Source organism: Halobacillus shinanisalinarum (assembly GCF_022919835.1).
Lineage (GTDB): Bacteria > Bacillota > Bacilli > Bacillales > Halobacillaceae > Halobacillus_A > Halobacillus_A shinanisalinarum.
The window spans coordinates 946,159-969,587 of record NZ_CP095074.1 but is presented as its reverse complement, the minus strand read 5'-3'; the positions used below and the strand labels follow the sequence as shown (position 1 = coordinate 969,587).

Here is a 23,429-nt window from a genome sequence, read left to right as displayed (position 1 = left end):
CCCAATTGCTTTGTAATTCTACCCAAAATTGATAGGAATCTACCCCGAAATTCAACGATTCTCCCGGAACTGCTGAACATTCTACCCAAACCTCAGGGGATTCTCACCAAACTCCAAAGGATTCTTCCCTAATCAAATAATCTTCAGAAATCCCTACATGAATCTACGAATAAATACAAAATTCTTCTATTTCATCAAGCCTTTCTATGTTATACTGCATAATTAGTGAGATGGACACGGAAATAGGGGGACAGTCATGACGACATCACCGAATCCTACTGCAACGAATGAAAAGACAAATGTGATCCCTTTTTTACCAACAGGGAACTTTTACTTTTCTCATGGGATCCATGCCTTTAAAAAACGGCGGTTCAATGCTGCCGTTAAGTGGTTGAGGAAAGCCATTGAGATGAGTCCGGATGAACCACTATACTCTTGCCAACTCTCAGTCGTCTATACTGAAGTTGGCTCTTATCATGCTGCGAATCAGCTGTTAAGTGAAGTGATTGTTAATTTCGGAGACCAATATGCAGATTGTTATTACCTAATGGCCAACAATTATGCACATCTTGGCTTATTGAATGATGCAAAAAAATATGCGGAAAAATATTTGGAACGAACCAATGATGGGGACTTTGAAGAAGCTGCCGAACAACTTCTCGAGATGCTTAACTCCTTAGAAGAGGAAGATGTTGAAGATGAGTTTGCGTTCGATGATGAGGATGAACTTATTATCTATCAAGAAACAGCCTTTTATCATTTAGAACATGAGGAATGGGACCAAGCGTTGCCTGTTTTGCAGGAAATGATGGAACTGTTTCCCGAATTCAGTCTTGCTAAACACAAGTATGCCTACGCTTTGTTTTATAGCGGAGAAGAAGATGAAGCAATTGAATTGGAGAAAGCTTGGTTAAAGAAAGACGAGAAAAATATTCACAGTTTTGTGAATCTAGCTTGTTTTTATCTTGCTAATCAACAGGATGAGCAAGCAGCATTGTTGATTGAACCACTAAGGAACGTATTCCCAATGCATGAACAACAAAAGTTAGCCATAGCTGAAACATTAGCACGTGCTGGTTACTATAATGAAGCAATGGAGCGTTTCCGTGCCTTAAAGAATAAACAAGTAGTTTGTAGAAGAAACTACTATAAATGGTTTAGTATTTCGTGGTATCACACAGGCAATCCTTCCCGTGCACTGCAGCTTTGGGAAAAGGGCTGTAAGCAGTTCCCGAAGCTTAGTGAAGAGGGCGGGCCTTGGATTCGCTCTTAAGCACATTAATGGACGCTTTTGAATAGATTTACTATGATGTTTACAGGATAAGCTAGAGTGAAACAAGGAGTTGATGATTCAATGACGGAAGAACGAATTTATGATGTCATTATTGCAGGCGCCGGACCGGCCGGAATGACGGCAGCTGTATATACTTCAAGGGCGAACCTTGATACCTTGATGATTGAACGTGGTATTCCTGGCGGTCAGATGGCTAATACGGAAGATGTTGAAAACTACCCTGGTTTTGACCATATTCTTGGACCTGACCTTTCAAATAAGATGTTTGATCATGCCAAAAAGTTCGGAGCAGAGTATGCTTATGGTGATATTAAAGAAGTAATTGAAGGAAAAGAATATAAAACGGTGATTGCCGGTAATAAACAATATAAAACACGGTCCTTAATCATAACGACAGGTGCTCAATACAAGGCTCTTGGTGTAGATGGTGAAAAAGAATTAGGCGGCCGTGGTGTATCTTACTGTGCAGTTTGTGACGGAGCGTTTTTCCGCGACAAAGAACTTGTCGTTGTAGGCGGTGGAGATTCAGCCGTCGAGGAAGGGGTTTACCTTACACGCTTCGCAAGCAAGGTAACGATCGTTCACCGTCGTGATGAACTACGTGCCCAGAAGATTCTTCAAGACCGTGCTTTTGACAATGACAAAATCAATTTCATCTGGGATACGGTCGTGAAAACGATCAATGACAAGGATGGAAAAGTAGGCAGTGTAACGCTGCACAATAATAAAACAGATGAAGAGTATGAGTTCGAGACAGATGGCGCCTTTATTTATATCGGCATGATTCCGCTCAGTAAACCATTTGTAAGCCTTGGTGTTACCAATGAACAAGGTTATATCGAAACAGATGAAAAAATGGAAACAAAAGTGCCAGGTGTTTTCGCAGCAGGAGACATTCGCGAAAAAGAGTTACGTCAAATCGTTACAGCTACAGGCGATGGTAGTATCGCTGCCCAGTCTGCTCAGCATTATATTGAGAACTTGTTAGAGGAGTTAAAAGCAGTTAAATAAAAAGTAACTCCATTTTAACCCCCCTGTAACACGTATGAAACATTGATGGGGTACAATATAAGTGATTAATTGACCCCCTTTTAATAGATAGATCTCTATTAAGGCACAGGTGTTTATCACCTGTGCCTTTTTTTTTGTTGTGTGTTTTTGATCATGAAATCACAAACAGAACGGCTCTTTCAGAGAAGCATAACATTGTAGCCACATGCGTATTCATTGTATAATAGATAAAGAATGCCCTCTAGAGAAAAAATGAGGTGACAAGACGTGCAGCGTGTTGCTAATTGTATATTAAGAATAGATAATCAGATTTTAATGTTAAAGAAGCCAAGACGTGGGTGGTATGTCGTTCCTGGTGGTAAAATGGAAGCAGGAGAGAATATTAAAGACTCCGTCGTACGTGAATTTAAAGAAGAAACAGGGCTGCAAATTAAAGATCCCGAGCTGAAAGGATCATTCACTTTTATCATGAAAGAACAGGATAAAACAGTTCAAGAATGGATGATGTTTACCTTCCATACTACAGATTATCAAGGAGAGCTTTTAGAAGTCAGTGAAGAGGGTCAGCTTGAATGGGTAGCTGTAGAAGATGTGCTTGATAAGCCAATGGCAGAAGGGGATCGTTATATTTTCAAACATATTTTATCAAGTAAAGAACAAGTGTATGGAACATTTGTTTATACGACAGATTTTAAACTGATAGATCAGGACCTTGATCCGTCTCGACCTATGTAGTGAGGAGCGAAGGCAAATGGCAGAAAAAGAAAATAATACTCAACTTGTTATCATTACTGGAATGTCTGGCGCAGGAAAAACCGTTGCTATACAAAGCTTCGAAGATTTAGGCTTTTTTTGTGTAGATAATCTGCCGCCGGCGCTTTTACCTAAATTTCTGGATTTAATGAAAGATTCAACAAATAATATAAAAAACGTTGCTCTCGTAATGGACTTAAGAGGACGCGAATTTTTTGATTCGTTATTTGATGCATTAGACCGTTTGGGCAAAGAAGAGTGGCTAGATAGTCACATACTTTTCCTGGATGCAGAGGACCAATCCCTCGTTTCCCGTTATAAGGAAACGAGGCGCTCACATCCATTAGCTCAAGATGGGCTCCCGTTAGAAGGCATTCGTCAGGAACGGAAGATGTTGGATGAACTGAGGGGTCGTGCGCAAACACTTATTAATACATCAAGCTTGAAACCAAAGGAACTAAGGGAACGAATTCTTGATCGATATAAGGCTCAAAAGCATCAAGTGTTTTCCGTACAGATGGTTTCATTCGGATTTAAGTATGGTGTCCCGATTGATGCAGACTTAATGTTTGATGTACGCTTCTTACCTAATCCTCATTACGTTGAACACATGCGCCCATTGACAGGATTGAATACAGAAGTATCTTCGTACGTGTTCAAATGGTCAGATACCCAAAAATTTCTTGAAAAGCTCAAGGACTTGCTGCAGTTTATGCTTCCCCAGTACAAACGAGAAGGAAAGAGCCAACTCGTCGTAGCAATCGGGTGCACGGGCGGACAACACCGCTCCGTTGCTTTAGCTGAGGATCTCTCTAATTATTTTTCAAATGACTTTGTGACCCATGTTACGCATCGAGACATCGACAAAAGAAAGGGTTTGTAAACCATGGATCGTCTTAAACAGCCCAGGGTTGTAGTCATTGGGGAGGAACAGGAATGCCTGTTTTACTACGAGGGCTTAAATACTTCCCTATTGATTTATCAGCCATTGTTACCGTAGCCGATGATGGGGGGAGTTCAGGAAGATTAAGAGATGAGCTTTCTATTCCTGCACCTGGTGATATAAGAAACGTTCTTGCAGCCTTGTCAGATGCAGAACCCATGCTGCTTGATTTATTTCAACATCGTTTTGCAAACGGGAATGGACTTTCCGGCCATTCGATGGGAAACCTGTTGTTAGCAGCCATGACGTCGATGACGGGAGATTTTTACCACGGTATTAAAGAAATTTCGCGTGTGTTAAATGTGAAAGGGAACATCTACCCGATTGCCAACCACTCTATGAACCTTCATGCAGAAATGGAAGATGGGACTTTGGTGACGGGCGAATCCAATATTCCTAAAGTAAATAAACGCATCAAACGCGTGTATGTCAGCCCTTTGCCTATCCAACCTCTGCCAGAAGCCATGGAGGCAATAGCATCGGCCGATTTAATCGTTATTGCACCAGGAAGCTTGTACACAAGCATACTTCCAAACATTATTATTCCTGAGATTAGTCAAGCGTTAAGGGAAACAAATGCGAAAGTAACATATGTATGCAATGTAATGACACAAGCAGGGGAAACGTCAGGTTACACGGCTGCTGATCATGTGCAAGCTTTACATGACCATGTAGGGGAAGGCTGTATTCATTCAGTTATTGTTCATAATAAACCGATCGGGCAAAATATTAGGAAAGTGTATGCCGAAGAAAATGCAGAGCCAGTTCATTATGATATGGATCGTATTAAAACAATGGGGTTGAAAATTATTGAGGAAGACATCATTGACAAAAGTAAGTCAGCGATCCGTCATGATACAAATAAACTAGCTCGTTTGCTTCATTCATTATTATAGATTTTCTTATGGAACAGGACGTGCGATCCTATCCGTTGTCCCCGAACTTAACCGGACATTCTTGAATCCTTGTTCCACGACGTTGCTCTGCTTTATACGTTTTTCTAAATAGGGGGTGAACATCTGTGTCGTTTGCATCAGAGATAAAAAAAGAATTAACGAACGTTGATGAAGCAGATGAGAGCAGTAATGAATCAGAATTGGCGGCTCTCGTCCGTATGAACGGGACATTCTCGTTATCAAATCAATCTTACTTGTTGGATATCCAAACAGAGAATGCTGCCATCGCCAGGCGTATTTATACATTGTTGAAGAAGCTGTATCCATACCCAGCGGAACTTTTAGTTCGCAAAAAAATGCGTTTGAAGAAGAATAATATATATATCGTCAGAATGAAGGATAATGCGGAAAAGGTATTAAAGGATTTGGAAATCTTAAATGGCCCACTATCTACTAATCCAGAAATCCCGAAAAAGTATTTAAATTCAACGGGCGGTAAACGTGCCTATTTACGCGGGGCCTTTTTAGCTGGTGGATCAGTCAATAACCCTGAAACCTCTTCCTATCATTTAGAAATTTACTCGTCTGATGAATCTCATAATGAAGCTTTATGTGAGCTTATGAACAGCTTTGGTCTACATGCAAGGACATTGGAGAGAAAAAAAGGTTTTATTACTTATTTAAAGGAAGCTGAGAAAATTACTGAATTAATCAGTAATATTGGTGCACATCAAGCTTTATTCAAATTTGAAGATGTACGTATTGTCCGGGACATGCGTAATTCAGTAAACCGCCTCGTCAACTGTGAAACAGCTAACTTAAATAAAACAATTGGGGCTGCGTTTAGACAAGTAGAAAATATAAGGTTTATTAAAAACTCCGTAGGTTTAGATGCACTCCCTGATAAACTTCAGGAAATAGCCACTTTACGCTTGCAGCATCAAGAGGTATCATTGAAAGAATTAGGTGAATTGGTCTCAGGAGCCCCGATAAGTAAGTCAGGTATAAACCATCGTTTGCGAAAAATTGACGATTTTGCGAACAAAGTAAGGCTTGGAGAAGTGAAGGAAAGTAATCAAAACTAATGTAATCTAAAATATTTCATGCTATAATGATTTACAATTAAGGAACGCTTTCAACTGGAGAGCGTTCTTTATTTAAAGGGATTGTATGCGCTTTCTGAAAAATAATCGAAATAACGATAGAGAGAGGAGAATGATTAGTGATTGAACAGTCGATAACCATTGAATTAGAAACAGGGTTACAAGCAAGACCTGCTGCACAATTTGTACAACGGGCTAACCGTTTTTCCGCAGACATATTTATTGAAAAAGATAAGAAGCGGGTGAACGCCAAGAGCATCATGGGACTTATGAGTTTGGCAGTAGGTCATGGAGAAGAAATTACCTTGATAGCAGATGGTACAGATGAAGAAAATGCGGTAAATCAGTTAGCCGACTTTGTAAAAGAATAGTAGACTTTTTCATGTGAAAGTATGAACAATTTGTGAATGATAAGGGAATGTTCTCAGATGATGCACTTTGTTGGATTGCCCTTAAAAGATAAAAGCCCGCTGGCGGAACCAGTGGGCTTTTACTAAATAATTATTTATCGCTCGTCTTTTCCATAACCTTATCGATCAGACCATAGTCAACGGCCTCATGTGCAGACATGAAGTTATCACGATCAGTATCGCGTTCGATTACTTCAATTGGTTGACCTGTACGTTCGGAGAGAATTTTGTTCAATTTCTCGCGCATTTGAATGATACGTTTCGCATGAATTTCAATATCAGATGCTTGACCCTGTGTACCACCTAGTGGTTGGTGAATCATGACCTCACTGTTAGGCAGGGCATAACGTTTACCTTTAGCACCGGCGTTAAGAAGGAAAGCACCCATGGAAGCGGCCATACCTGTGCAGATTGTAGACACGTCAGGTCCAATAAACTGCATCGTGTCATAGATAGCCATACCAGATGTAATGGATCCACCCGGAGAGTTGATATAAAGGGAAATGTCTTTCTCAGGATCCTCAGCAGCTAAGAACAATAGCTGGGCGACGATCGAGTTGGAAACATTATCATCAATAGGACTGCCTAGCATAATTATCCGATCTTTTAATAAACGGGAATAAATGTCGTAGGCGCGTTCTCCGCGATTTGTTTGCTCGATTACTGTTGGGATTAAATTCATTTGTAATTCCTCCTTTTCATCATTACATATATGATGGAATATGTTTTTATCATACAGTTAAGGTCAATAAAGGTCAAACGAAAAGATTGTACCATTTTGACCTATTTCCTAAGTACTTAGACGAATTTCTTCAGAATCCGTTTTAATCGAACTTCCCTATACCATCATACCCTAATTTATTGGGGATAAACGTATGACTTATAATGAAAATTCGTTAAGATTAAATACAAATGGATCTTGATTTTCCTGACGAACAACCGTATAATAGATTTTGCCGTTCGTAATTTGCGCCCGTAGCTCAGTTGGATAGAGCGGTAGATTCCGGTTCTACGTCAGTCGGGGGTTCGAATCCTCTCGGGCGCGCTATGATGTTTGATATGATTTTGCTCCCACTCTGCTTAGCGCTTGCAGATGGGAGTTTTTAGTTGAATACTTTAGCTGTTTTCAGTAGTATTTAACTAAATTATTAAGTATGTTAATCTTTAGGATATAAGAGGATGTTCAAAAAGTCACCGAATGATAAACAGCGAATCTCTTCGTTGCTCGGTTTTTCCGGTCCTCTCACGTTTGAAAGGCATACGCTGTGGCCTCAAAACTGCCGCGCCTCGACCTTCTTACGACGCGCAAGGAACGAGCTAGTGTCGACGTTATCATTCTACTTTTTGAACACACACTATAGGGTAAACTGCTTGCTTTTCCATGAAAAGGAGATATTATGACAACTATTATTCGTTTCAAAATCATATCAACAGAACAGATTCCAGAAGATCGAAGAATCCATGTTTTTGATATACAGCAACAAGAAAGGCTGTCATTTAATTTAAAGTCACTGTATCGTTCTCTGGAACGCAATGAATGTGGCATAGAATTAAAGGAGTTTTTAGAAACGAAGAAGTTTAAAATCGACCACGGTTATTATGATTTCAAGAGTCACGTTTCTTAACGTGGCTCTAGTTTTTTTAAATAAAAAATGGATCACTGGTAAACATTATAGGTAGAGGGAGAATGAGCCATTGAATACGCTAACGCTTTATACAAAGAAGAATTGCAAATTATGTGATGAAGTAAAAGAGCTGATTGATATTCTTAGTATGGATTATCAAATAACAATGGCTGAAGTGGATATAGAACAAGATGCGCAGTTGTTAACTACCTATTTTCTTGAAATCCCTGTTCTTTTTATTAATGGTGAAAAAATAGATTATCGTGGAATTGATATCTTTTCCTTAAGAGAGCGTTTACACTAATTTTATAAGTTGCACAGCACGATAGGGACTGATAATATATAAGGTGAAAAGGATATTTTTTTGCTCCGAGCGGGACGGATTATGACTGCCTGGGACATATCTATCCCGATGAATATACTTTTCAATATAAAGGGGCTTTTTCATGAGAGCTTTAATCGACTTACAAAAGAAATTATTTCCTGATGTCCTTGAAATTATGCAACGCCGTTATCAACTGCTTCACTATATCAGATTGATGCAGCCTGTAGGCAGAAGGGCGTTATCTGATAACAGCCAGCTTGCGGAACGGACGGTGAGAAGTGAAGTGGACTTTCTTAGTAAACAAGGTGCTGTAGAGATCACTTCAAGAGGTATGCATTTAACATATGAAGGGCACACCATTCTTGAACAACTTGCTGAGTTTATAAAAGATGTTACCGGCATAAAGGTTTTAGAACGACAGTTAAAGGAAAAATTAAAGCTAGACAATGTCGTTGTCATTCCAGGGGATAGTGATGAGTTAGAATGGGTTAAACAGGAAATGGGCAAGGCCTGTGTTGAATACTTGAAAACACATTTAGATACAGGAGAGACGGTTGCCATTACCGGCGGGTCGACTATGGCTGCCGTAGCAGAAATGATGACACCTCTTGAAAAAGCGAATCATTGTATGTTCGTTCCTGCCCGTGGAGGTCTCGGAGAGCGGGTAGAGAATCAGGCAAATACAATTTGTGCTGAAATGGCGAAAAAAGCACGGGGTGATTACCGGTTGCTTTACGTACCTGATCCCCTAAGTGAAGAATCTTACCAGACGATCATTGAGGAACCTTCTATTAAAGAGATTCTTAACATGATTCGTAATGCAAGCATTGTTATTCACGGAGTGGGGGATGCTATTACAATGGCGGAGCGTCGTAAAACACCGCAGACCCAATTGAAGATTATTAATGAAAGACAAGCAGTAGGAGAAGCCTTTGGCTATTATTTTAGTCAGACTGGCGAGATTGTTCATAAAGTACGGACAGTCGGTCTGCAGTTAGAAGATTTGCCATCGGCTGGTGATGTAATTGCTGTAGCTGGCGGGAAATCCAAAGCACAGGCGATTGCCTCTTACTTCCAACCAGGTCAAAGTAATGTTCTAATCACCGATGAAGGTGCTGCACTAGAGTTAATAAGGGATTATCCCCTTTAAATAAAAAATGTTAACCATTCAAGGAGGAATTTAGCATGACTGTAAGAATAGGTATTAATGGTTTCGGTCGTATAGGGCGTAACGTTTTCCGCGCTGCACTAAAAAATAACGAGGTAGAAGTTGCAGCAGTAAACGATTTAACGGACGCAAATATGCTTGCCCACCTGCTTCAATATGACACAGTACACGGTAAGCTTGAGGAAGAAGTTACTGTGAATGGTGACAATCTAGTAGTAGGCGGCAAAGAAATTAAAGTTCTTTCTGAGAAAGATCCTGCCAACCTTGGCTGGGGAGATCTTGGAGTTGAAATCGTCATTGAGTCTACTGGACGTTTCACACAACGTGACGATGCGAAGAAACACCTTGATGCCGGTGCGAAGAAGGTTGTCATTTCTGCACCTGCGAAACAAGAAGATCTAACAGTGGTGATGGGTGTAAACGAAGATCAGTATGACAAAGATCAGCACCACGTGATTTCCAATGCTTCTTGTACAACAAACTGCCTTGCACCATACGCAAAAGTATTAAACGATAAATTTGGTCTTAAACGTGGAATGATGACAACGGTTCACTCTTACACAAACGACCAGCAAATCCTTGATCTTCCGCACAAAGACTATCGTCGTGCCCGTGCAGCGGCTGAAAACATAATCCCAACAACTACAGGTGCTGCTCAAGCCGTAGCGAAAGTTCTTCCTGAGCTTGATGGCAAGCTTAGTGGTATGGCTATGCGCGTTCCAACATCGAACGTATCTATCGTTGACCTTGTAGCTGAACTAGATAAAGATGTGACTGCTGAGGAAGTGAACGAAGCACTTAAAGCAGAAGCTGAAGGCAACCTTAAAGGAATTCTAGGCTATAGTGATGAGCCGCTTGTTTCTACAGATTATAATGGAAACACTCACTCTTCTATTATTGATGGTCTTTCTACACTTACTCTTGAAAACAACATGGTTAAAATTGTTTCATGGTATGATAACGAAACAGGCTACTCTAACCGTTGTGTAGACCTTGCTGTATATCTTAAGAGCAGAGGACTATAATACAAGTATCCCTGCTTAACAATTTCATGTATGCTATAAGAAAAGGAGGAGGTCCAGCATGTCCTCCTCCTTTATCCATGTTTTTGAAGGGTTCCTGGTTAGGCGTTTTCATAGAAAAGTAACGTGGAAACGTACATAATGGACAGGAACGGATCCTGACCAATTTAAAGGAGGTTGTCCAATCATGAATAAGAAAACAATTCGTGATGTAGAGGTTCGAGGAAAAACCGTGTTTTGCCGCGTAGATTTTAACGTGCCGATGAGCAGGGGAGAGGTCACTGATGACACAAGAATAAAGGCAGCATTGCCGACCATTAAACACTTGTCCAGTAATGGCGCCAAAGTCATTCTTTCAAGTCACCTCGGACGACCGAAGGGACAGGTCGTAGAAGAACTTCGTCTAGATCCAGTTGCCAAGCGATTAAGTGAGCTAATCGGTCAAACCATTACGAAAACGGATGGCGTTGTTGGCGAAGAGGTAAACACAGCACTCTCTGAAACACAGGGGGCGATATTCTCCTAATAGAAAATGTTCGCTTTCATCCTGGCGAAGAGAAAAATGATCCAGAGTTAGCCAAAGCCTTTGCTAATATGGCTGATTTGTATGTGAATGATGCGTTTGGGGCTGCCCACCGTGCTCATGCATCAACGGCAGGCGTAGCAGAACATATCCCTGCAGTAGCCGGCTTTTTAATGGAAAAAGAAATCAATGTGCTAGGCAAAGCGTTATCGAATCCTGACCGTCCATTCACGGCAATTATTGGCGGCGCGAAGGTTAAAGATAAAATTGGCGTCATCGACAACCTCATTGATAAAGTGGATCACTTGATCATCGGGGGAGGCTTGGCTTACACATTCGTGAAGGCACAAGGTCACGAAATTGGGAAATCACTACTCGAAGAAGATAAGATTGAACTTGCGAAAGAATATATGGAGAAAGCTGAGCAAAAAGGTGTCGATTTCTTGATACCTGAAGATGTCATCGTTGCTGACGATTTCTCTGATTCTGCTCATACGAAAGAAGTAGCGATTGATAACATTCCAGCAGACTGGGAAGCGCTTGATATTGGTCCAAAAACGAGAGCCAAATATGCAGAAGTGATAAAAGATTCCAAGCTTGTCCTTTGGAACGGGCCAATGGGTGTATTTGAACTAGAAACATTTGCGAATGGTACCAAAGATGTAGCTAAGGCTCTCGCTGATACAAAAGGCTATACTGTTATTGGCGGTGGGGATTCGGCTGCTGCTGTAGAGAAATTCGGCTATGCAGACGATATGGATCACGTATCGACTGGCGGAGGCGCTTCCTTAGAATTTATGGAAGGGAAAGACCTTCCTGGTGTCGCTCTGCTAAACGATAAATAATTTTTGGAGAGGTGATTGACATGCGTAAACAAGTGATTGCAGGTAACTGGAAGATGAACAAGACTCACACAGAGGCTGAAGAATTTATTCAAGCGGCAAAGAATGAAGTTCCTTCTACAAATGAAGTGGAATCCGTCGTTTGTGCTCCGTTTCCATTTCTTCAAAAAATGGTAGAAGAAACAAAAGGAACGGCACTTGAAATTGGAGCTCAAAATATGCATTTTGAGGAAAGCGGTGCATTCACTGGTGAAGTAAGCCCGGTTATGCTCAAAGAACTTGGTGTATCCTATGTTGTTCTTGGGCACTCTGAACGTCGGGAAGTTTTTAAAGAAACTGATGAAGAAGTAAACAAAAAAGTTCATGCAGCATTTAAGCATGAGTTAACTCCGATTGTTTGTGTTGGTGAAACCCTTGAACAGCGTGAAGCGGACCAAACGATGGATCATGTGGAGGCACAGGTGAAAAAAGCATTAGAAGGTTTGTCAGATGAACAAGCATCCAACACCATCATTGCTTATGAGCCAATTTGGGCGATTGGCACAGGCCGTACAGCCACTTCTGAGCAAGCGAATGAAGTCTGTACACACATTCGCAAAGTGGTTGGCGACTTTGTTAACGCGGATGCAGCTGAAGCTGTACGTATTCAGTATGGCGGCAGTGTGAAGCCAGCTAACGTGGACGAGCTTCTTTCCCAGTCTGACATTGACGGAGCATTAGTTGGAGGAGCAAGCTTAGAGGCTGATTCATTCTTAAACCTTGTGGAGGCAGGTAAGCATGAGTAATCAAAATTTAGCTGCTCTCATCATTCTTGATGGTTATGCCATTCGAGATGAGGAGATGGGGAATGCAGTTAAACAAGCAAACACTCCAAACTTTGATCGGTATTGGAGTGCATTTCCACATGCACAGCTACAAGCCAGTGGTGAATCTGTCGGTCTACCCGACGGTCAAATGGGGAACTCTGAAGTGGGCCACTTGAATATTGGTGCAGGCCGGGTGGTTTACCAAAGCCTAACCCGTATCAATTTATCGATTCGTGAAAAAGAATTTATGAAAAATGATGAACTAATCAATGCAGTGACCCATGCGAAAGAGAATAACAAAGCCCTTCATATTTTTGGTTTGCTATCTGATGGAGGTATTCATAGCCATATTAATCATATGTATGCACTTCTGCAGTTGGCGGCAAACTATGGTCTTGAAAAAGTGTATGTACATGGCTTTCTTGACGGGCGTGATGTTGATCAACAATCGGCCCTTACTTACATCCAACAAGCACAAGAGAAAATGCAGGAGCTTGGAGTTGGCCAGTTTGCGACGATTGCAGGTCGTTATTATGCGATGGACCGCGACAACCGCTGGGATCGTGTGAAGAAATCTTATGATGCAATCGCCTATAGTGAAGGTCCGGCATATGCGGATCCTCTTGAGGCAGTTAAAGAATCTTACGAAAAAGAGATCTATGACGAATTCGTTGAACCTGTCGTGATCACAGATAAAAATGGACATCATATTAGATCGATAGAAGATGAAGACGCTGTTGTGTTTTTCAACTTCCGTCCAGACCGTGCGATTCAAATTTCCCGTGCTTTTGCAAATAATGATTTCAATGATTTCGATCGTGGGGGAAAAGCCCTAAGAACCTTCATTTTGTAGGTATGACACAATACAGTGATGCGGTAGATAGTAAAATAGCCTTTGCACCGAATGAATTGAAAAATACCGTTGGGGAAGTATTGGCTAACAATAACATGAATCAGCTGCGAATTGCTGAAACGGAGAAATACCCACATGTTACCTTCTTTATGAGCGGCGGCCGCGAGCAAGAATTTGAAGGGGAAGAGCGCATCCTCATTGATTCTCCTAAGGTTGCCACTTATGACCTGCAGCCTGAAATGAGTGCCCATAAAGTGACAGAGGCTCTATTGAAGGAACTGGACGCAGATAAGCATAATGCGATTATATTGAACTTTGCTAATCCAGATATGGTTGGGCATTCCGGAATGCTTGAACCTACCATTAAAGCCATTGAGACTGTGGATGAATGTTTAGGTAAAATCGTTGATAAAATCCACAATAAAGGCGGACATGCCATTATAACCGCTGATCACGGAAATTCAGACGAAGTAACAACTCTTGAAGGTAATCCGATGACGGCTCATACGACGAACCCTGTACCAGTTATTGTTACAAAAGAAGGGGTACATCTTCGTCAGGATGGAATATTAGGTGACCTATCACCAACCCTACTGCAACTGCTTAAAGTTGAGCAGCCAAAAGAAATGACAGGAAAGTCATTAATTAAATAATAAGGAGAGATTTTTATGCCATATATTACAGACGTATACGCACGTGAAGTCTTGGATTCACGCGGGAACCCAACCGTTGAGGTTGAAATTTATACAGAATCTGGAGCTTTCGGCAGTGCCCTAGTACCAAGTGGTGCTTCTACTGGAGAATACGAAGCGGTCGAACTGCGTGATGGTGACAAGGACCGTTACCTTGGTAAAGGGGTTATTCAGGCGGTTGAGAATGTTAATGAAGAAATCGCTCCTCATCTATTAGGTATGGATGTAACGCAGCAAGTCATCATTGATCAGCTTATGATTGAACTTGACGGAACAGAAAATAAAGGAAAACTAGGCGCTAACGCCATTCTTGGCGTATCCATGGCTGTTGCTCATGCAGCTGCTGATGTTGTAGGTCTTCCTCTCTATAAATACCTTGGAGGCTTTACGGCAGCAACCCTTCCAACGCCAATGATGAATATTCTAAATGGCGGGGAGCATGCAGATAACAATGTCGATATTCAAGAATTCATGATCATGCCTGTTGGTGCCCCAACCTTTAAGGAAGCTGTTCGCATGGGGGCAGAAATATTCCACTCCTTGAAAAAAGTATTAAAAGCGAAGGGCTACAATACAGGTGTTGGTGACGAAGGCGGGTTCGCTCCTAACCTGCAATCAAACGAAGAAGCTCTGTCAACGATCATTGAAGCCATTGAAGAAGCGGGTTATAAGCCTGATGAAGAAGTGAAGCTTGCCATGGACGTAGCCTCTTCTGAAATCTACGAAGATGGCAAATACAACCTTAAAGGTGAAGGCGTTGTTCGCACATCTGAGGAAATGGTTGATTGGTATGAAGAGCTCGTTAATAAATATCCAATCGTTTCTATTGAAGATGGACTTGACGAAAATGACTGGGAAGGCACCAAGCTGTTAACAGACCGTATTGGTGACCGTGTGCAGCTAGTTGGAGACGACTTGTTCGTTACGAACACAACCAAGCTTGCTCGTGCGATTGAAGAGGGTGTAGGCAACTCTATCCTTATTAAAGTAAACCAGATTGGTTCCCTTACAGAAACATTCGAAGCAATTGAAATGGCGAAGCGTGCAGGTTATACGGCTGTAATTTCACACCGCTCTGGTGAAACAGAGGATGCAACCATTGCTGACATCGCTGTTGCTACGAATGCTGGCCAAATTAAAACAGGTGCACCGTCTCGAACAGACCGTGTAGCTAAGTACAATCAACTGCTTCGTATTGAAGATCAGCTGCTTGGTACGGCCACTTATGCTGGCGGAAAAGCATTTTACAACTTGAACAAGTAATAGGTGAATAAGTCTTTCTTACAAGAGACCACTGGCTAATGTGCTAGTGGTCTTTTTGAGTGATTTTTTCTTGCAAATGTTTCCTAAATGATGGGGAACGACCCGCTTTCCGTGGGCGAACGCCGAGCCTCCTTGCTTCACTAAGGGGGCTCGTTAAGTCCGGTGTTTCCACAGGAGTCTCGCCGTTTCTCTGCCCCCTTATGATCGTTAAGATGAACGGAACCGCTACTATTAGAACGTGATAAATGACACCTGTGATAAGAAATCACTTGATATAGGTATTCCATTTCCGTAATCATTGGTGAATATTTTCACGCGTACATCCTTAACGTTTAGCTAAACGTTCTTAACTTTTATGCTGACGTGGGGCAGTTTGGTGTTAACATAGGACATGACGGTTTTAACCGAACTTAGTCGAACTTCCTCTGTCGTGTTTACACGCGCTTTTGTTCTTTTTGGATAAAGTTGCATTCAAGGAACTATTATTCTGTGTTATTATGGAGGATAGCTGTAAGATCAGATAGTAGGAGAGCAAAGTATGAAGAGATGGATAGCCATTACCATTTGGCTGATCATTAGCTATGTAGCTTTTACTGGCTATTCGATATGGACATATGGGGAGAATCAAGATAACCAGCAAGCAGAAGCAGCCATTGTTCTAGGGGCAGCTCAATGGAATGGGGAACCCAGTCCTGTTTATGAAGGACGTTTGAAACAAGGGATTGAATTATATAAGGACGGTCGGGTAGACTATTTAATTTTTACAGGTGGTTCAAGTGAGGATGCTATCGCCTCAGAAGCTGAGGTGGGTCGTGAATATGCACTTAACAAAGGTGTTCCCAAGTCAGATATTTTCATTGAAAGAACCTCACAAGTTACGAAAGAAAACTTAAGTAATGCTAAGCAAGTGGCAAAAAAGGAAGATGTAGATTCCTTTTTAATTGTTAGTGATCAGTATCATTTAAAAAGGGCTGTAGCTATGGCAAAAGAAAAAGGAATGGATGCAGCGGGTGTTCCCACAGATTATTCTGCCTATCAAACATTGGAAACAAAAATGCCATTTTTCCTAAAGGAATGGGGTTACTTTATCGGTTATAAACTTTTGGATCCTTTTCGTTCGTGAAAGAGGGTAATGGAATGCAATTAATAGAAGCAATTGAAAATCGACGATCCATTCATGATTTTAAGAGAGTGCTTGTTGATGAGGCTGTCATGAAAGAAATATTTAGATTGGCAAGCTGGGCGCCCAACCATCGATTAAAACAACCGTGGGAAGTGATGATGTTTCAAAATGATGGTGTCCGTGATTATGCGGATCTAGTAATTGAAAGCTATCTAAGAGAAGGTTTTGCTGAAGGATATGATTCTGCTAAAACAGATAAAATGATGCAGGGGATTATACAGTTTCTCATTGATATCCCACATCATGCCTTAATTTATATGGAACGGGATTCTGACTTTCATAAATTTGAAGAAGATTATGCATCTGTTTGCGCCTTTATTCAGAATGCACAATTAGCAGCGTGGGAAAAAGGGATTGGTGTACTATGGACAACCAGTCCTTACATACATGATGTTGACTTTATTGAAGGAATTGGGCTTAACCCCGAACTTCATAAAGTGGCAGGAGTCTTACAGATGGGCTATCCTGCCCGTGTGCCTAAGCCGAAGCCCAGGTCGCCTGTGGATATAACCTTTCGTAACGATTCTTTTAACAAAAAATCTGATGCCCGTTAAGATGGGGCATCAGATTTTTTCTGTTCTTCATTTCTTTGCTTCTCATCAGGCAATGGATCAACTGTGTGTTTATAATTATATCCCTTTGAAATAGCTGCCGCAAAAGCACCAGCGACTCCGAGGACAATAGCAATACAGATAATCATAACGATCGTAAATGTCATGGGAAACACTTCTTTCCTATTACATTTGAAAAGAATTCTTTTCAATGATCATTTTGCCATAGATTAATGAGAAATTCTATATTAGGTTGGCTTTTTCTTTGATAAAGGCAACAACTTCTTCTGTTGTACCCATTGATAGAATCTCATCTTTATAGGAAGCTAGTTCCTGTTTAGAAAGGGATTTAATCTGGGTACGTGCAGGAAGAATGGATGTCGCACTCATGCTGAACTCATCTAATCCAAGTGATAGAAGGAGTGGTATCGCAATTTCGTCTCCGGCCATTTCTCCACACATGCCAGCCCATTTGCCTTCAGCGTGTGCTGCCTCGATCACATTGTTTATTAAATTCAGGATAGCTGGATTATAAGGCTGATACAGGTAAGAAACGCGCTCGTTCATACGATCTGCAGCCATTGTGTATTGAATTAAATCATTCGTACCAATGCTGAAGAAATCAACCTCTTTGGCAAATTGGCGCGCAATGACAGCTGTCGCAGGAATTTCTACCATCATTCCTACCTCAATTTGATCAGAGACGTCTTGTCCTTCTTGAACAAGCTTGTCCTTCTCCTCATCAAGGATGGATTTTGCCTGACGAAATTCTTCTAGTGTAGCGATCATTGGGAACATGATTTTTAGGTTTCCGTGAATGCTGGCACGAAGTAAAGCACGCAACTGTACGCGGAAAATATCATCGCGTTCTAAGCAAAGACGAATCGCACGGTACCCAAGAAATGGATTCATTTCTTTTGGAAGTTCCAAATAATCCAGTTCTTTGTCTCCACCGATATCGAGTGTTCGAACGACCACAGGTTTATTGCCCATTTGCTTGAGTACAGAGGAGTAAGCGTCATATTGTTCTTCTTCTGTAGGAAGTTGATTTTTCCCCATATAAAGGAACTCTGTGCGGTACAAACCTACACCTTCTCCACCGTGATTTAATACGCCGTCCACATCTTCAGGTGTACCGATGTTAGCAGCGAGCTCGACATGTTCTCCTTCAGCCGTGATCGTTGATTCATCTTTAAGTTTGGCCCATTCTTGTTTCTTCTGTTCATAATCAACGTGTTTTTGTTTGTACGTTTCAATTTGATCAGCTGAAGGATTAAGAATGATGTCTCCATCAATTCCATCAACAATGATCATGGTATCGTTCTCAGCCTGGCTTGTCACATTCTTCGTCCCGACTACGGCTGGGATCTCAAGAGAGCGGGCCATAATAGCGGAATGGGACGTGCGACCGCCGATGTCCGTCGTAAAACCTTTCACGTATTGTTTATTTAACTGAGCTGTATCAGAAGGTGTAAGATCATCAGCAACAATGACAACTTCTTCATTAATCAATGCTGGGTCAGGGAACGTAACTTGAAGTAAATGTGCCATGACACGCTTTGTCACGTCTTGGATATCAGCTGCACGTTCTTTCATATATTCATTGTCCATATTCTTGAACATGTTAATAAACATGTCAGCCGTTTCGTCAAGAGCGGCTTCAGCATTTACATCATCTGATTTGATTTTATCCTCAATCGGGCTTATTAATTCTGGATCACTTAAAACGAGCAGGTGGGCAGAAAAAATTTCTGCATGTTCATCACCTAATGTTTTTTTTGTGTGACTTTTAATTTTTTCAAGTTCGATCTTAGAAATCTCAAGTGCTTCGTGGAGCCTGCTTATTTCCTCAGCAGGTTGGTCAATTTTTGTCTTGTTGTAAGTAAGATCTGGAGCTTCCAGACGGTAAACCTTAGCAATGGCAATTCCGCTGGAAGCTGCGATCCCTTGAAGTTGTGTCATACAATTATTCCCCCAAGCCTTCATTCTTCATTGTGCTTGCCAAGTGATCGATGGCTTCTTGCTCGTCACTGCCTTCAGCTGTAAGTTTAACTTCAGCACCAGACGGGATGCCAAGGCTCATAATGCCCATAATGGATTTCAAGTTTACGGACTTCTCCTTGTAATGAAGATTTATATCAGACTCGTACTTTCCTGCATTTTGTACAAGGACTGTTGCCGGACGAGCGTGAACTCCGTCTGCTGATGTAATATTAAATGTTTTTTCGACCATGATCATTCCTCCTTGATAAATAGGTGCTTCGTGCAAAGATACCCTAACTATACTATTTTAAGCTTTTCTTAGGTCCTTTTTCAAGAATCCTACAATAATTGCAGCTACAATCGAGCCAATTACGATGGCTAGAATGTATAGCAATGCTTGGATCAAGCCGCCTTGAACTAATCCAATTACAACGATACCCCCGTGCGGTGCAGTGAGGCTAATGCTGAATAACCCTGTCAACAAACCAGTCAATGAAGAGCCAACGACCATGGATGGGATGACTCTGACTGGGTCAGCAGCGGCAAAAGGAATGGCACCTTCTGTAATGAAAAAGGCTCCAAGGGCGTAAGCAGTTTTACCTGTTTCTCGTTCTTGTTCTGTATATTTATTTTTGAAAAGAGTTGTAGATAGTGCCATAGCTAATGGAGGAACCATTCCCCGGCCATTGCCATGGCTATGATTTCGTAGTTTCCAGCATCAAGTGTTGCTAACCCAAAGGTATAAGCAGCTTTATTGATAGGACCGCCCATGTCTATAGACATCATACCACCAATAATCAGGCCAACTAGTGCGATATTCGCGCCTCCCAGACCCTCTAGCCAGCTAAGCAGCCCAGTATAAATGCTAGTCAAAGGAGGATTGATCAGTAATATAATCATTCCGGTACCAAAGATAGATAAGACTGGATAAAAGAGAACTGTTTTCAAACCATCGAGAACATTTGGCAGACCGTCAAGCATTTTCTTAATTCCAACTGTGAGGTAACCCGCTAGGAAACCAGCGATTAAGCCTCCCAAAAATCCGGATCCTGTGCCGTCTGTACCTGACGTAATCGCAATTAAACCACCGACCATACCAGGAGCAAAACCGGGACGGTCAGCAATACTGGACGCGATAAAACCTGCTAATACAGGGACAAGCAGGAACATAGCATTTCCGCTGCCGATGGTATTTAACATCTCGGCAAAGCGGTTGTATTGATCACTCGAAGGATCGGCAGAGTTAATCCCAAAGAAGAAGGAAATCGCAATTAAGATGCCGCCGCCAACAACGAATGGCAGCATGTTGGAGACACCATTCATCAGGTGCTTGTAAAAACCTGTACGCTCATTTTTACTACCAGAAGAATCTGAGTTGCTTCCATCTCCCTTATAGATTGGCGCATCCTTATTTGTGGCTTTGTTTATTAATTCTTTTGGTTCATGAATGGCTTTGGCGACAGGAACTTCAATAACAGGTTTTCCGTCAAAAACATTCATTTCCACTTTCGTATCAGCTGCTACGATAATCGCATCAGCTTGGGCAATATCTTCTTCAGTTAGACGATTTTTTATACCACTTGAGCCATTCGTCTGAACTTTAATATCTACCCCCATTTCTTTTGCCGTATCCTTTAATTTATCTGCCGCCATATACGTATGCGCGATCCCAGTAGGGCAAGCGGTTATGGCAAGGATTTTACCGCTTGGAGAACTAGTTTCCTCGTCCTCCTCATCTTCTGCTTCTTTTTCGTTAATTGCTTCAATAACATCACTTTCCGTTTTAGCCGTTTCCAGTTTAGCACGGAAGTTTTTATCCATTAAGAAGGAGGACAACCGTGAGAGTGTTTCTAAGTGCGTTTGGTTTGCTCCTTCTGATGCAGCGATCATGAAAAAGAGGTTCGTTGGCTGTCCGTCTAAGGATTCATAATCAAGTCCTTCCTGTGAACGACCGAAGGCGATGGCTGGCTCTGCAACTGCAGAAGTTTTTGCGTGAGGGATAGCAATCCCTTCACCAATGCCCGTTGTACTTTGTTGTTCGCGTGCTTCAATCGCTTTCTTGTACTCATCCCTGTCAGAAAGCTTCCCTGCTTCATCTAATTTACCGATCAACTCATCAATCGCCTCTGGCTTTGAAGAAGCACTCATGTTCAAAACGATCGTATTCGTTGTTAATAGATCAGTAATTTTCATTGACTTTTCCCTCCTTGAATAGTGGAGTAATTGTAATGCGGTTAACCAGTTCATCTACGTCCGATTGCTGGCATAAATCATCCTGAAAAGCCGTGGCACTTCCCGCAGCAACTCCGTATCTAAACGCTTCTTCCAGCTGTTTGTTTAAAGTAAGCGCGGAAATGAAACCTGCGACAACAGAATCACCTGCTCCTACTGAATTTCTAACCTCACCTTGAGGGGCAGTTGCAAACAATTGCTGATGTTCGTTTACATAAATCGCTCCTTCACCGCCCATCGAGACGATGACATGCTTGGCCCCCTGTTGAACAAGCTTTTGGGCATAATGGGCTGCTGCTTCTTTTGTTGTGATTGTTGTATTAAACAGCTCACCAAGCTCATGATTGTTTGGTTTTAGTAAGAATATCGATTTTCCGATAAGCTGTGTTAAAGCTTGACCTGAAGTGTCTACGACAAGTGAAATTCCGTTTGCTATGCATAAGTCGGCTATTTTTAAATAGAAATCTTTTGGTAAAGATGAGGGAACATTTCCAGCCAGGATGAGAATATCATCGGTTTTAAGTTGTTTGATTTGTGTAAGTAATTCATCAAGTTGACTTCTTGATACTTTTGGACCGGGACCGTTTATTTCAGATTCCTTGTCACCCTTTAGTTTTACATTGATCCGTGTATATTGACCTGTGTCAACGAAGCTGTGCTTTACCCCTTCTTCATCTAAAAAGTTGGTAATGAATTGACCTGTAAAATTACCGAGGTAGCCTAGGGCAACGGATTGAACGGTAAGTCTTGCCATGACTCGAGAAACGTTAATTCCTTTCCCCCCAGGGTAATATAAGGTCCTATCTGCACGATTCAGTTCACCTAAATTGAAGTCATCCACGTGCATGACATAGTCAATGGAAGGGTTCAGTGTACAAGTGTAGATCATGTTGTCACAACCTTTAAGCTAGTTTTTTCATTGTAAGATGTATATAAAAGCCCTTGATAATTAGTAATAATATTGGCTTCTTCTAATTCGGCAATTTTTGAAAACGCTACTTCCTCGAATTTAGAATGGTCAGCAAGAACAAACCTTTTTTGAGAAAGGGATAAGGCCATGCTCTTAATCGCAGCTTCTTCCGGATCTGGTGTTGTAAAGCCATCTTCAAGGGTAATGCCGTTCACTCCTAGAAAGCACTGGTCGAATCGGTATTGTTCTAAGTTTTTAAGGGCACCTGTACCAACAACAGCCCTCGTCCTTTGTTTGACATAGCCTCCGAGCACATACGTATCAATGGAGTAATCTGTCAGTGCATCTAAATGAGTTAGACCATTCGTTACGACCGTGATATCTTTGCCGGATAAATATGAGATCATTTCATAAGTTGTTGAGCCGGCATCGATGAAAATGCAGTCCCCTTGCCTAACAAGAGACGAGGCTAAGCTTGCAATCATGGCCTTTTCCTGTTGATGCTTTGTTGTTTTCTCGCCCATACTAGGTTCTTCGCTTGTTCTCTGTCTTATGGAAGCACCGCCATGTACCCGTTTAAGTTTCCCTAATTGTTCTAACTGATCCAAATCACGTCTGATTGTTGATTCGGAAGAAGTTGTGCGTTCAACAAGTTGCCTTATTTTCACTGTATGATGAGCATGTACCATTTCGAGTATTAATCGATGTCGTTCGGGAGTTAACAACCATTTTCTCCTCCTTTCCTAGCGCTTTTAACTCTATTGTAAAGTAAGCCCTTACAGAAATCAATCATTAACAACCATAATAATTCAAATTCAATCAATTATGAGTCATAAACCACCATTTAATTAGAAGTATAGACGAACAGCATTTTAAGATCTTCCTATTATTAAGGTTTTAAGTATGTGTTCAAAAAGTTGCGAATGAAAACGTCGACACTGGCACGGTACTGTGTGTCGCAAGATGTTCGAGGCGCGAAAGTTTTAAGGACCACCGCGTATGACTTTCCTACGTGAGGACCGGGAGAACCGAGCACGGAGA

At 41.5% G+C, this 23,429-nt stretch carries 20 protein-coding genes, 1 tRNA gene and 4 pseudogenes; 18 read left to right on the top strand and 7 right to left on the bottom strand.

The features are described from left to right. The first annotated feature begins 256 nt into the window (after positions 1-256). The 7 genes and pseudogenes from MUO14_RS05130 (at position 257) to MUO14_RS05100 (ending at position 6,371) form a co-directional block, all read left to right on the top strand. Positions 257-1,273, top strand: a complete 1,017-nt coding sequence (locus MUO14_RS05130) for a tetratricopeptide repeat protein (RefSeq protein ID WP_244754004.1) — start codon at positions 257-259, stop codon at positions 1,271-1,273. A gap of 81 nt (positions 1,274-1,354) precedes the next feature. Beyond that, positions 1,355-2,305 carry a thioredoxin-disulfide reductase gene (gene trxB, locus MUO14_RS05125; RefSeq protein ID WP_244755475.1) on the top strand — a complete coding sequence of 317 codons (951 nt, stop codon included), beginning with the start codon at positions 1,355-1,357 and terminating at the stop codon, positions 2,303-2,305. A 267-nt stretch (positions 2,306-2,572) separates the two neighbouring features. Next, positions 2,573-3,040, top strand: coding sequence for an 8-oxo-dGTP diphosphatase (locus tag MUO14_RS05120; RefSeq protein ID WP_244754003.1), 468 nt, complete (start codon positions 2,573-2,575; stop codon positions 3,038-3,040). 16 nt (positions 3,041-3,056) lie between these two features. Beyond that, entirely contained in the window at positions 3,057-3,941 is an 885-nt protein-coding gene (gene rapZ, locus MUO14_RS05115; protein WP_244754002.1) for an RNase adapter RapZ, read from the top strand. Positions 3,942-3,944: 3 nt separating this feature from the next. After that, positions 3,945-4,897: pseudogene (locus tag MUO14_RS05110) on the top strand (gluconeogenesis factor YvcK family protein). Positions 4,898-5,022: 125 nt separating this feature from the next. Further along, the gene (gene whiA / locus MUO14_RS05105; protein WP_244754000.1) at positions 5,023-5,982 is read left to right on the top strand and encodes a DNA-binding protein WhiA; all 960 of its coding nucleotides are present in this window, start codon (positions 5,023-5,025) and stop codon (positions 5,980-5,982) included. Positions 5,983-6,119: 137 nt separating this feature from the next. Continuing rightward, positions 6,120-6,371: an HPr family phosphocarrier protein gene (locus MUO14_RS05100; RefSeq protein ID WP_244753999.1), complete on the top strand. Its 252-nt coding sequence runs from the start codon at positions 6,120-6,122 to the stop codon at positions 6,369-6,371. A gap of 130 nt (positions 6,372-6,501) precedes the next feature. Here the strand turns inward: MUO14_RS05100 and clpP are convergent, their stop codons facing one another. Then, complete coding sequence (clpP, locus tag MUO14_RS05095; RefSeq protein ID WP_255822198.1) at positions 6,502-7,122, bottom strand: ATP-dependent Clp endopeptidase proteolytic subunit ClpP; 621 nt, start codon at positions 7,120-7,122, stop codon at positions 6,502-6,504. 257 nt (positions 7,123-7,379) lie between these two features. On the opposite strand from clpP, the gene MUO14_RS05090 reads away from it, so the two are divergent. The 11 genes and pseudogenes from MUO14_RS05090 (at position 7,380) to MUO14_RS05040 (ending at position 17,266) form a co-directional block, all read left to right on the top strand. Beyond that, positions 7,380-7,455 (top strand) — tRNA-Arg (locus MUO14_RS05090). 352 nt (positions 7,456-7,807) lie between these two features. Continuing rightward, entirely contained in the window at positions 7,808-8,035 is a 228-nt protein-coding gene (locus MUO14_RS05085; protein ID WP_244753997.1) for a hypothetical protein, read from the top strand. Positions 8,036-8,105: 70 nt separating this feature from the next. Then, positions 8,106-8,339: a glutaredoxin family protein gene (locus MUO14_RS05080; protein ID WP_244753996.1), complete on the top strand. Its 234-nt coding sequence runs from the start codon at positions 8,106-8,108 to the stop codon at positions 8,337-8,339. Between the two features lie 142 nt (positions 8,340-8,481). Further along, a complete protein-coding gene (locus tag MUO14_RS05075) occupies positions 8,482-9,510 on the top strand; it encodes a sugar-binding transcriptional regulator (RefSeq protein WP_244753995.1) in 1,029 nt (342 codons plus the stop codon). 35 nt (positions 9,511-9,545) lie between these two features. Then, positions 9,546-10,553: a type I glyceraldehyde-3-phosphate dehydrogenase gene (gene gap / locus MUO14_RS05070; RefSeq protein ID WP_244753994.1), complete on the top strand. Its 1,008-nt coding sequence runs from the start codon at positions 9,546-9,548 to the stop codon at positions 10,551-10,553. A 184-nt stretch (positions 10,554-10,737) separates the two neighbouring features. Next, positions 10,738-11,918, top strand: a pseudogene (locus MUO14_RS05065) (phosphoglycerate kinase). Positions 11,919-11,938: 20 nt separating this feature from the next. Beyond that, the gene (gene tpiA, locus MUO14_RS05060) at positions 11,939-12,700 is read left to right on the top strand and encodes a triose-phosphate isomerase (protein WP_244753993.1); all 762 of its coding nucleotides are present in this window, start codon (positions 11,939-11,941) and stop codon (positions 12,698-12,700) included. Further along, a pseudogene (gpmI, locus tag MUO14_RS05055) lies at positions 12,693-14,227 on the top strand (2,3-bisphosphoglycerate-independent phosphoglycerate mutase). The gene tpiA and the pseudogene gpmI overlap by 8 nt, the downstream one beginning before the upstream one ends. Positions 14,228-14,242: 15 nt before the next feature. Further along, entirely contained in the window at positions 14,243-15,529 is a 1,287-nt protein-coding gene (gene eno / locus MUO14_RS05050; protein WP_244753992.1) for a phosphopyruvate hydratase, read from the top strand. A 538-nt stretch (positions 15,530-16,067) separates the two neighbouring features. After that, a complete protein-coding gene (locus MUO14_RS05045) occupies positions 16,068-16,652 on the top strand; it encodes a YdcF family protein (RefSeq protein WP_244753991.1) in 585 nt (194 codons plus the stop codon). A gap of 14 nt (positions 16,653-16,666) precedes the next feature. Continuing rightward, complete coding sequence (locus tag MUO14_RS05040; protein WP_244753990.1) at positions 16,667-17,266, top strand: nitroreductase family protein; 600 nt, start codon at positions 16,667-16,669, stop codon at positions 17,264-17,266. Here the strand turns inward: MUO14_RS05040 and ytzI are convergent. The 6 genes and pseudogenes from ytzI to MUO14_RS05010 all read right to left on the bottom strand — a co-directional run bounded on the left by ytzI (position 17,263) and on the right by MUO14_RS05010 (position 23,113). Further along, on the bottom strand, positions 17,263-17,430 hold the full coding sequence (gene ytzI, locus MUO14_RS05035; RefSeq protein ID WP_244753989.1) for a YtzI protein: 168 nt from the start codon (positions 17,428-17,430) through the stop codon (positions 17,263-17,265). The two genes, MUO14_RS05040 and ytzI, sit on opposite strands and share 4 nt — an antisense overlap. Before the next feature lie 76 nt (positions 17,431-17,506). Then, on the bottom strand, positions 17,507-19,225 hold the full coding sequence (gene ptsP / locus MUO14_RS05030) for a phosphoenolpyruvate--protein phosphotransferase (protein WP_244753988.1): 1,719 nt from the start codon (positions 19,223-19,225) through the stop codon (positions 17,507-17,509). Between the two features lie 4 nt (positions 19,226-19,229). Then, on the bottom strand, positions 19,230-19,496 hold the full coding sequence (locus MUO14_RS05025) for a phosphocarrier protein HPr (RefSeq protein WP_244753987.1): 267 nt from the start codon (positions 19,494-19,496) through the stop codon (positions 19,230-19,232). A gap of 57 nt (positions 19,497-19,553) precedes the next feature. Beyond that, positions 19,554-21,439 (bottom strand): annotated as a pseudogene (locus MUO14_RS05020) (PTS fructose transporter subunit IIABC). After that, positions 21,426-22,367, bottom strand: a complete 942-nt coding sequence (gene pfkB / locus MUO14_RS05015) for a 1-phosphofructokinase (protein ID WP_244753986.1) — start codon at positions 22,365-22,367, stop codon at positions 21,426-21,428. Before pfkB ends, MUO14_RS05020 begins: the two are co-directional and overlap by 14 nt. Next, positions 22,364-23,113, bottom strand: coding sequence for a DeoR/GlpR family DNA-binding transcription regulator (locus MUO14_RS05010; RefSeq protein WP_244753985.1), 750 nt, complete (start codon positions 23,111-23,113; stop codon positions 22,364-22,366). Before MUO14_RS05010 ends, pfkB begins: the two co-directional genes overlap by 4 nt. Positions 23,114-23,429: the final 316 nt, after the last annotated feature.

What these genes read in the sequence shown, in the direction of transcription:
- MUO14_RS05130 (WP_244754004.1), top strand. Translation starts at nt 257, where the DNA reads ATGACGACATCACCGAATCCTACTGCAACGAATGAAAAGACAAATGTG.
- trxB (WP_244755475.1), top strand. Translation starts at nt 1,355, where the DNA reads ATGACGGAAGAACGAATTTATGATGTCATTATTGCAGGCGCCGGACCG.
- rapZ (WP_244754002.1), top strand. Translation starts at nt 3,057, where the DNA reads ATGGCAGAAAAAGAAAATAATACTCAACTTGTTATCATTACTGGAATG.
- MUO14_RS05085 (WP_244753997.1), top strand. Translation starts at nt 7,808, where the DNA reads ATGACAACTATTATTCGTTTCAAAATCATATCAACAGAACAGATTCCA.
- MUO14_RS05075 (WP_244753995.1), top strand. Translation starts at nt 8,482, where the DNA reads ATGAGAGCTTTAATCGACTTACAAAAGAAATTATTTCCTGATGTCCTT.
- gap (WP_244753994.1), top strand. Translation starts at nt 9,546, where the DNA reads ATGACTGTAAGAATAGGTATTAATGGTTTCGGTCGTATAGGGCGTAAC.
- tpiA (WP_244753993.1), top strand. Translation starts at nt 11,939, where the DNA reads ATGCGTAAACAAGTGATTGCAGGTAACTGGAAGATGAACAAGACTCAC.
- eno (WP_244753992.1), top strand. Translation starts at nt 14,243, where the DNA reads ATGCCATATATTACAGACGTATACGCACGTGAAGTCTTGGATTCACGC.
- MUO14_RS05045 (WP_244753991.1), top strand. Translation starts at nt 16,068, where the DNA reads ATGAAGAGATGGATAGCCATTACCATTTGGCTGATCATTAGCTATGTA.
- MUO14_RS05040 (WP_244753990.1), top strand. Translation starts at nt 16,667, where the DNA reads ATGCAATTAATAGAAGCAATTGAAAATCGACGATCCATTCATGATTTT.
- ytzI (WP_244753989.1), bottom strand. Translation starts at nt 17,430, where the DNA reads ATGACATTTACGATCGTTATGATTATCTGTATTGCTATTGTCCTCGGA.
- ptsP (WP_244753988.1), bottom strand. Translation starts at nt 19,225, where the DNA reads ATGACACAACTTCAAGGGATCGCAGCTTCCAGCGGAATTGCCATTGCT.
- MUO14_RS05025 (WP_244753987.1), bottom strand. Translation starts at nt 19,496, where the DNA reads ATGGTCGAAAAAACATTTAATATTACATCAGCAGACGGAGTTCACGCT.
- pfkB (WP_244753986.1), bottom strand. Translation starts at nt 22,367, where the DNA reads ATGATCTACACTTGTACACTGAACCCTTCCATTGACTATGTCATGCAC.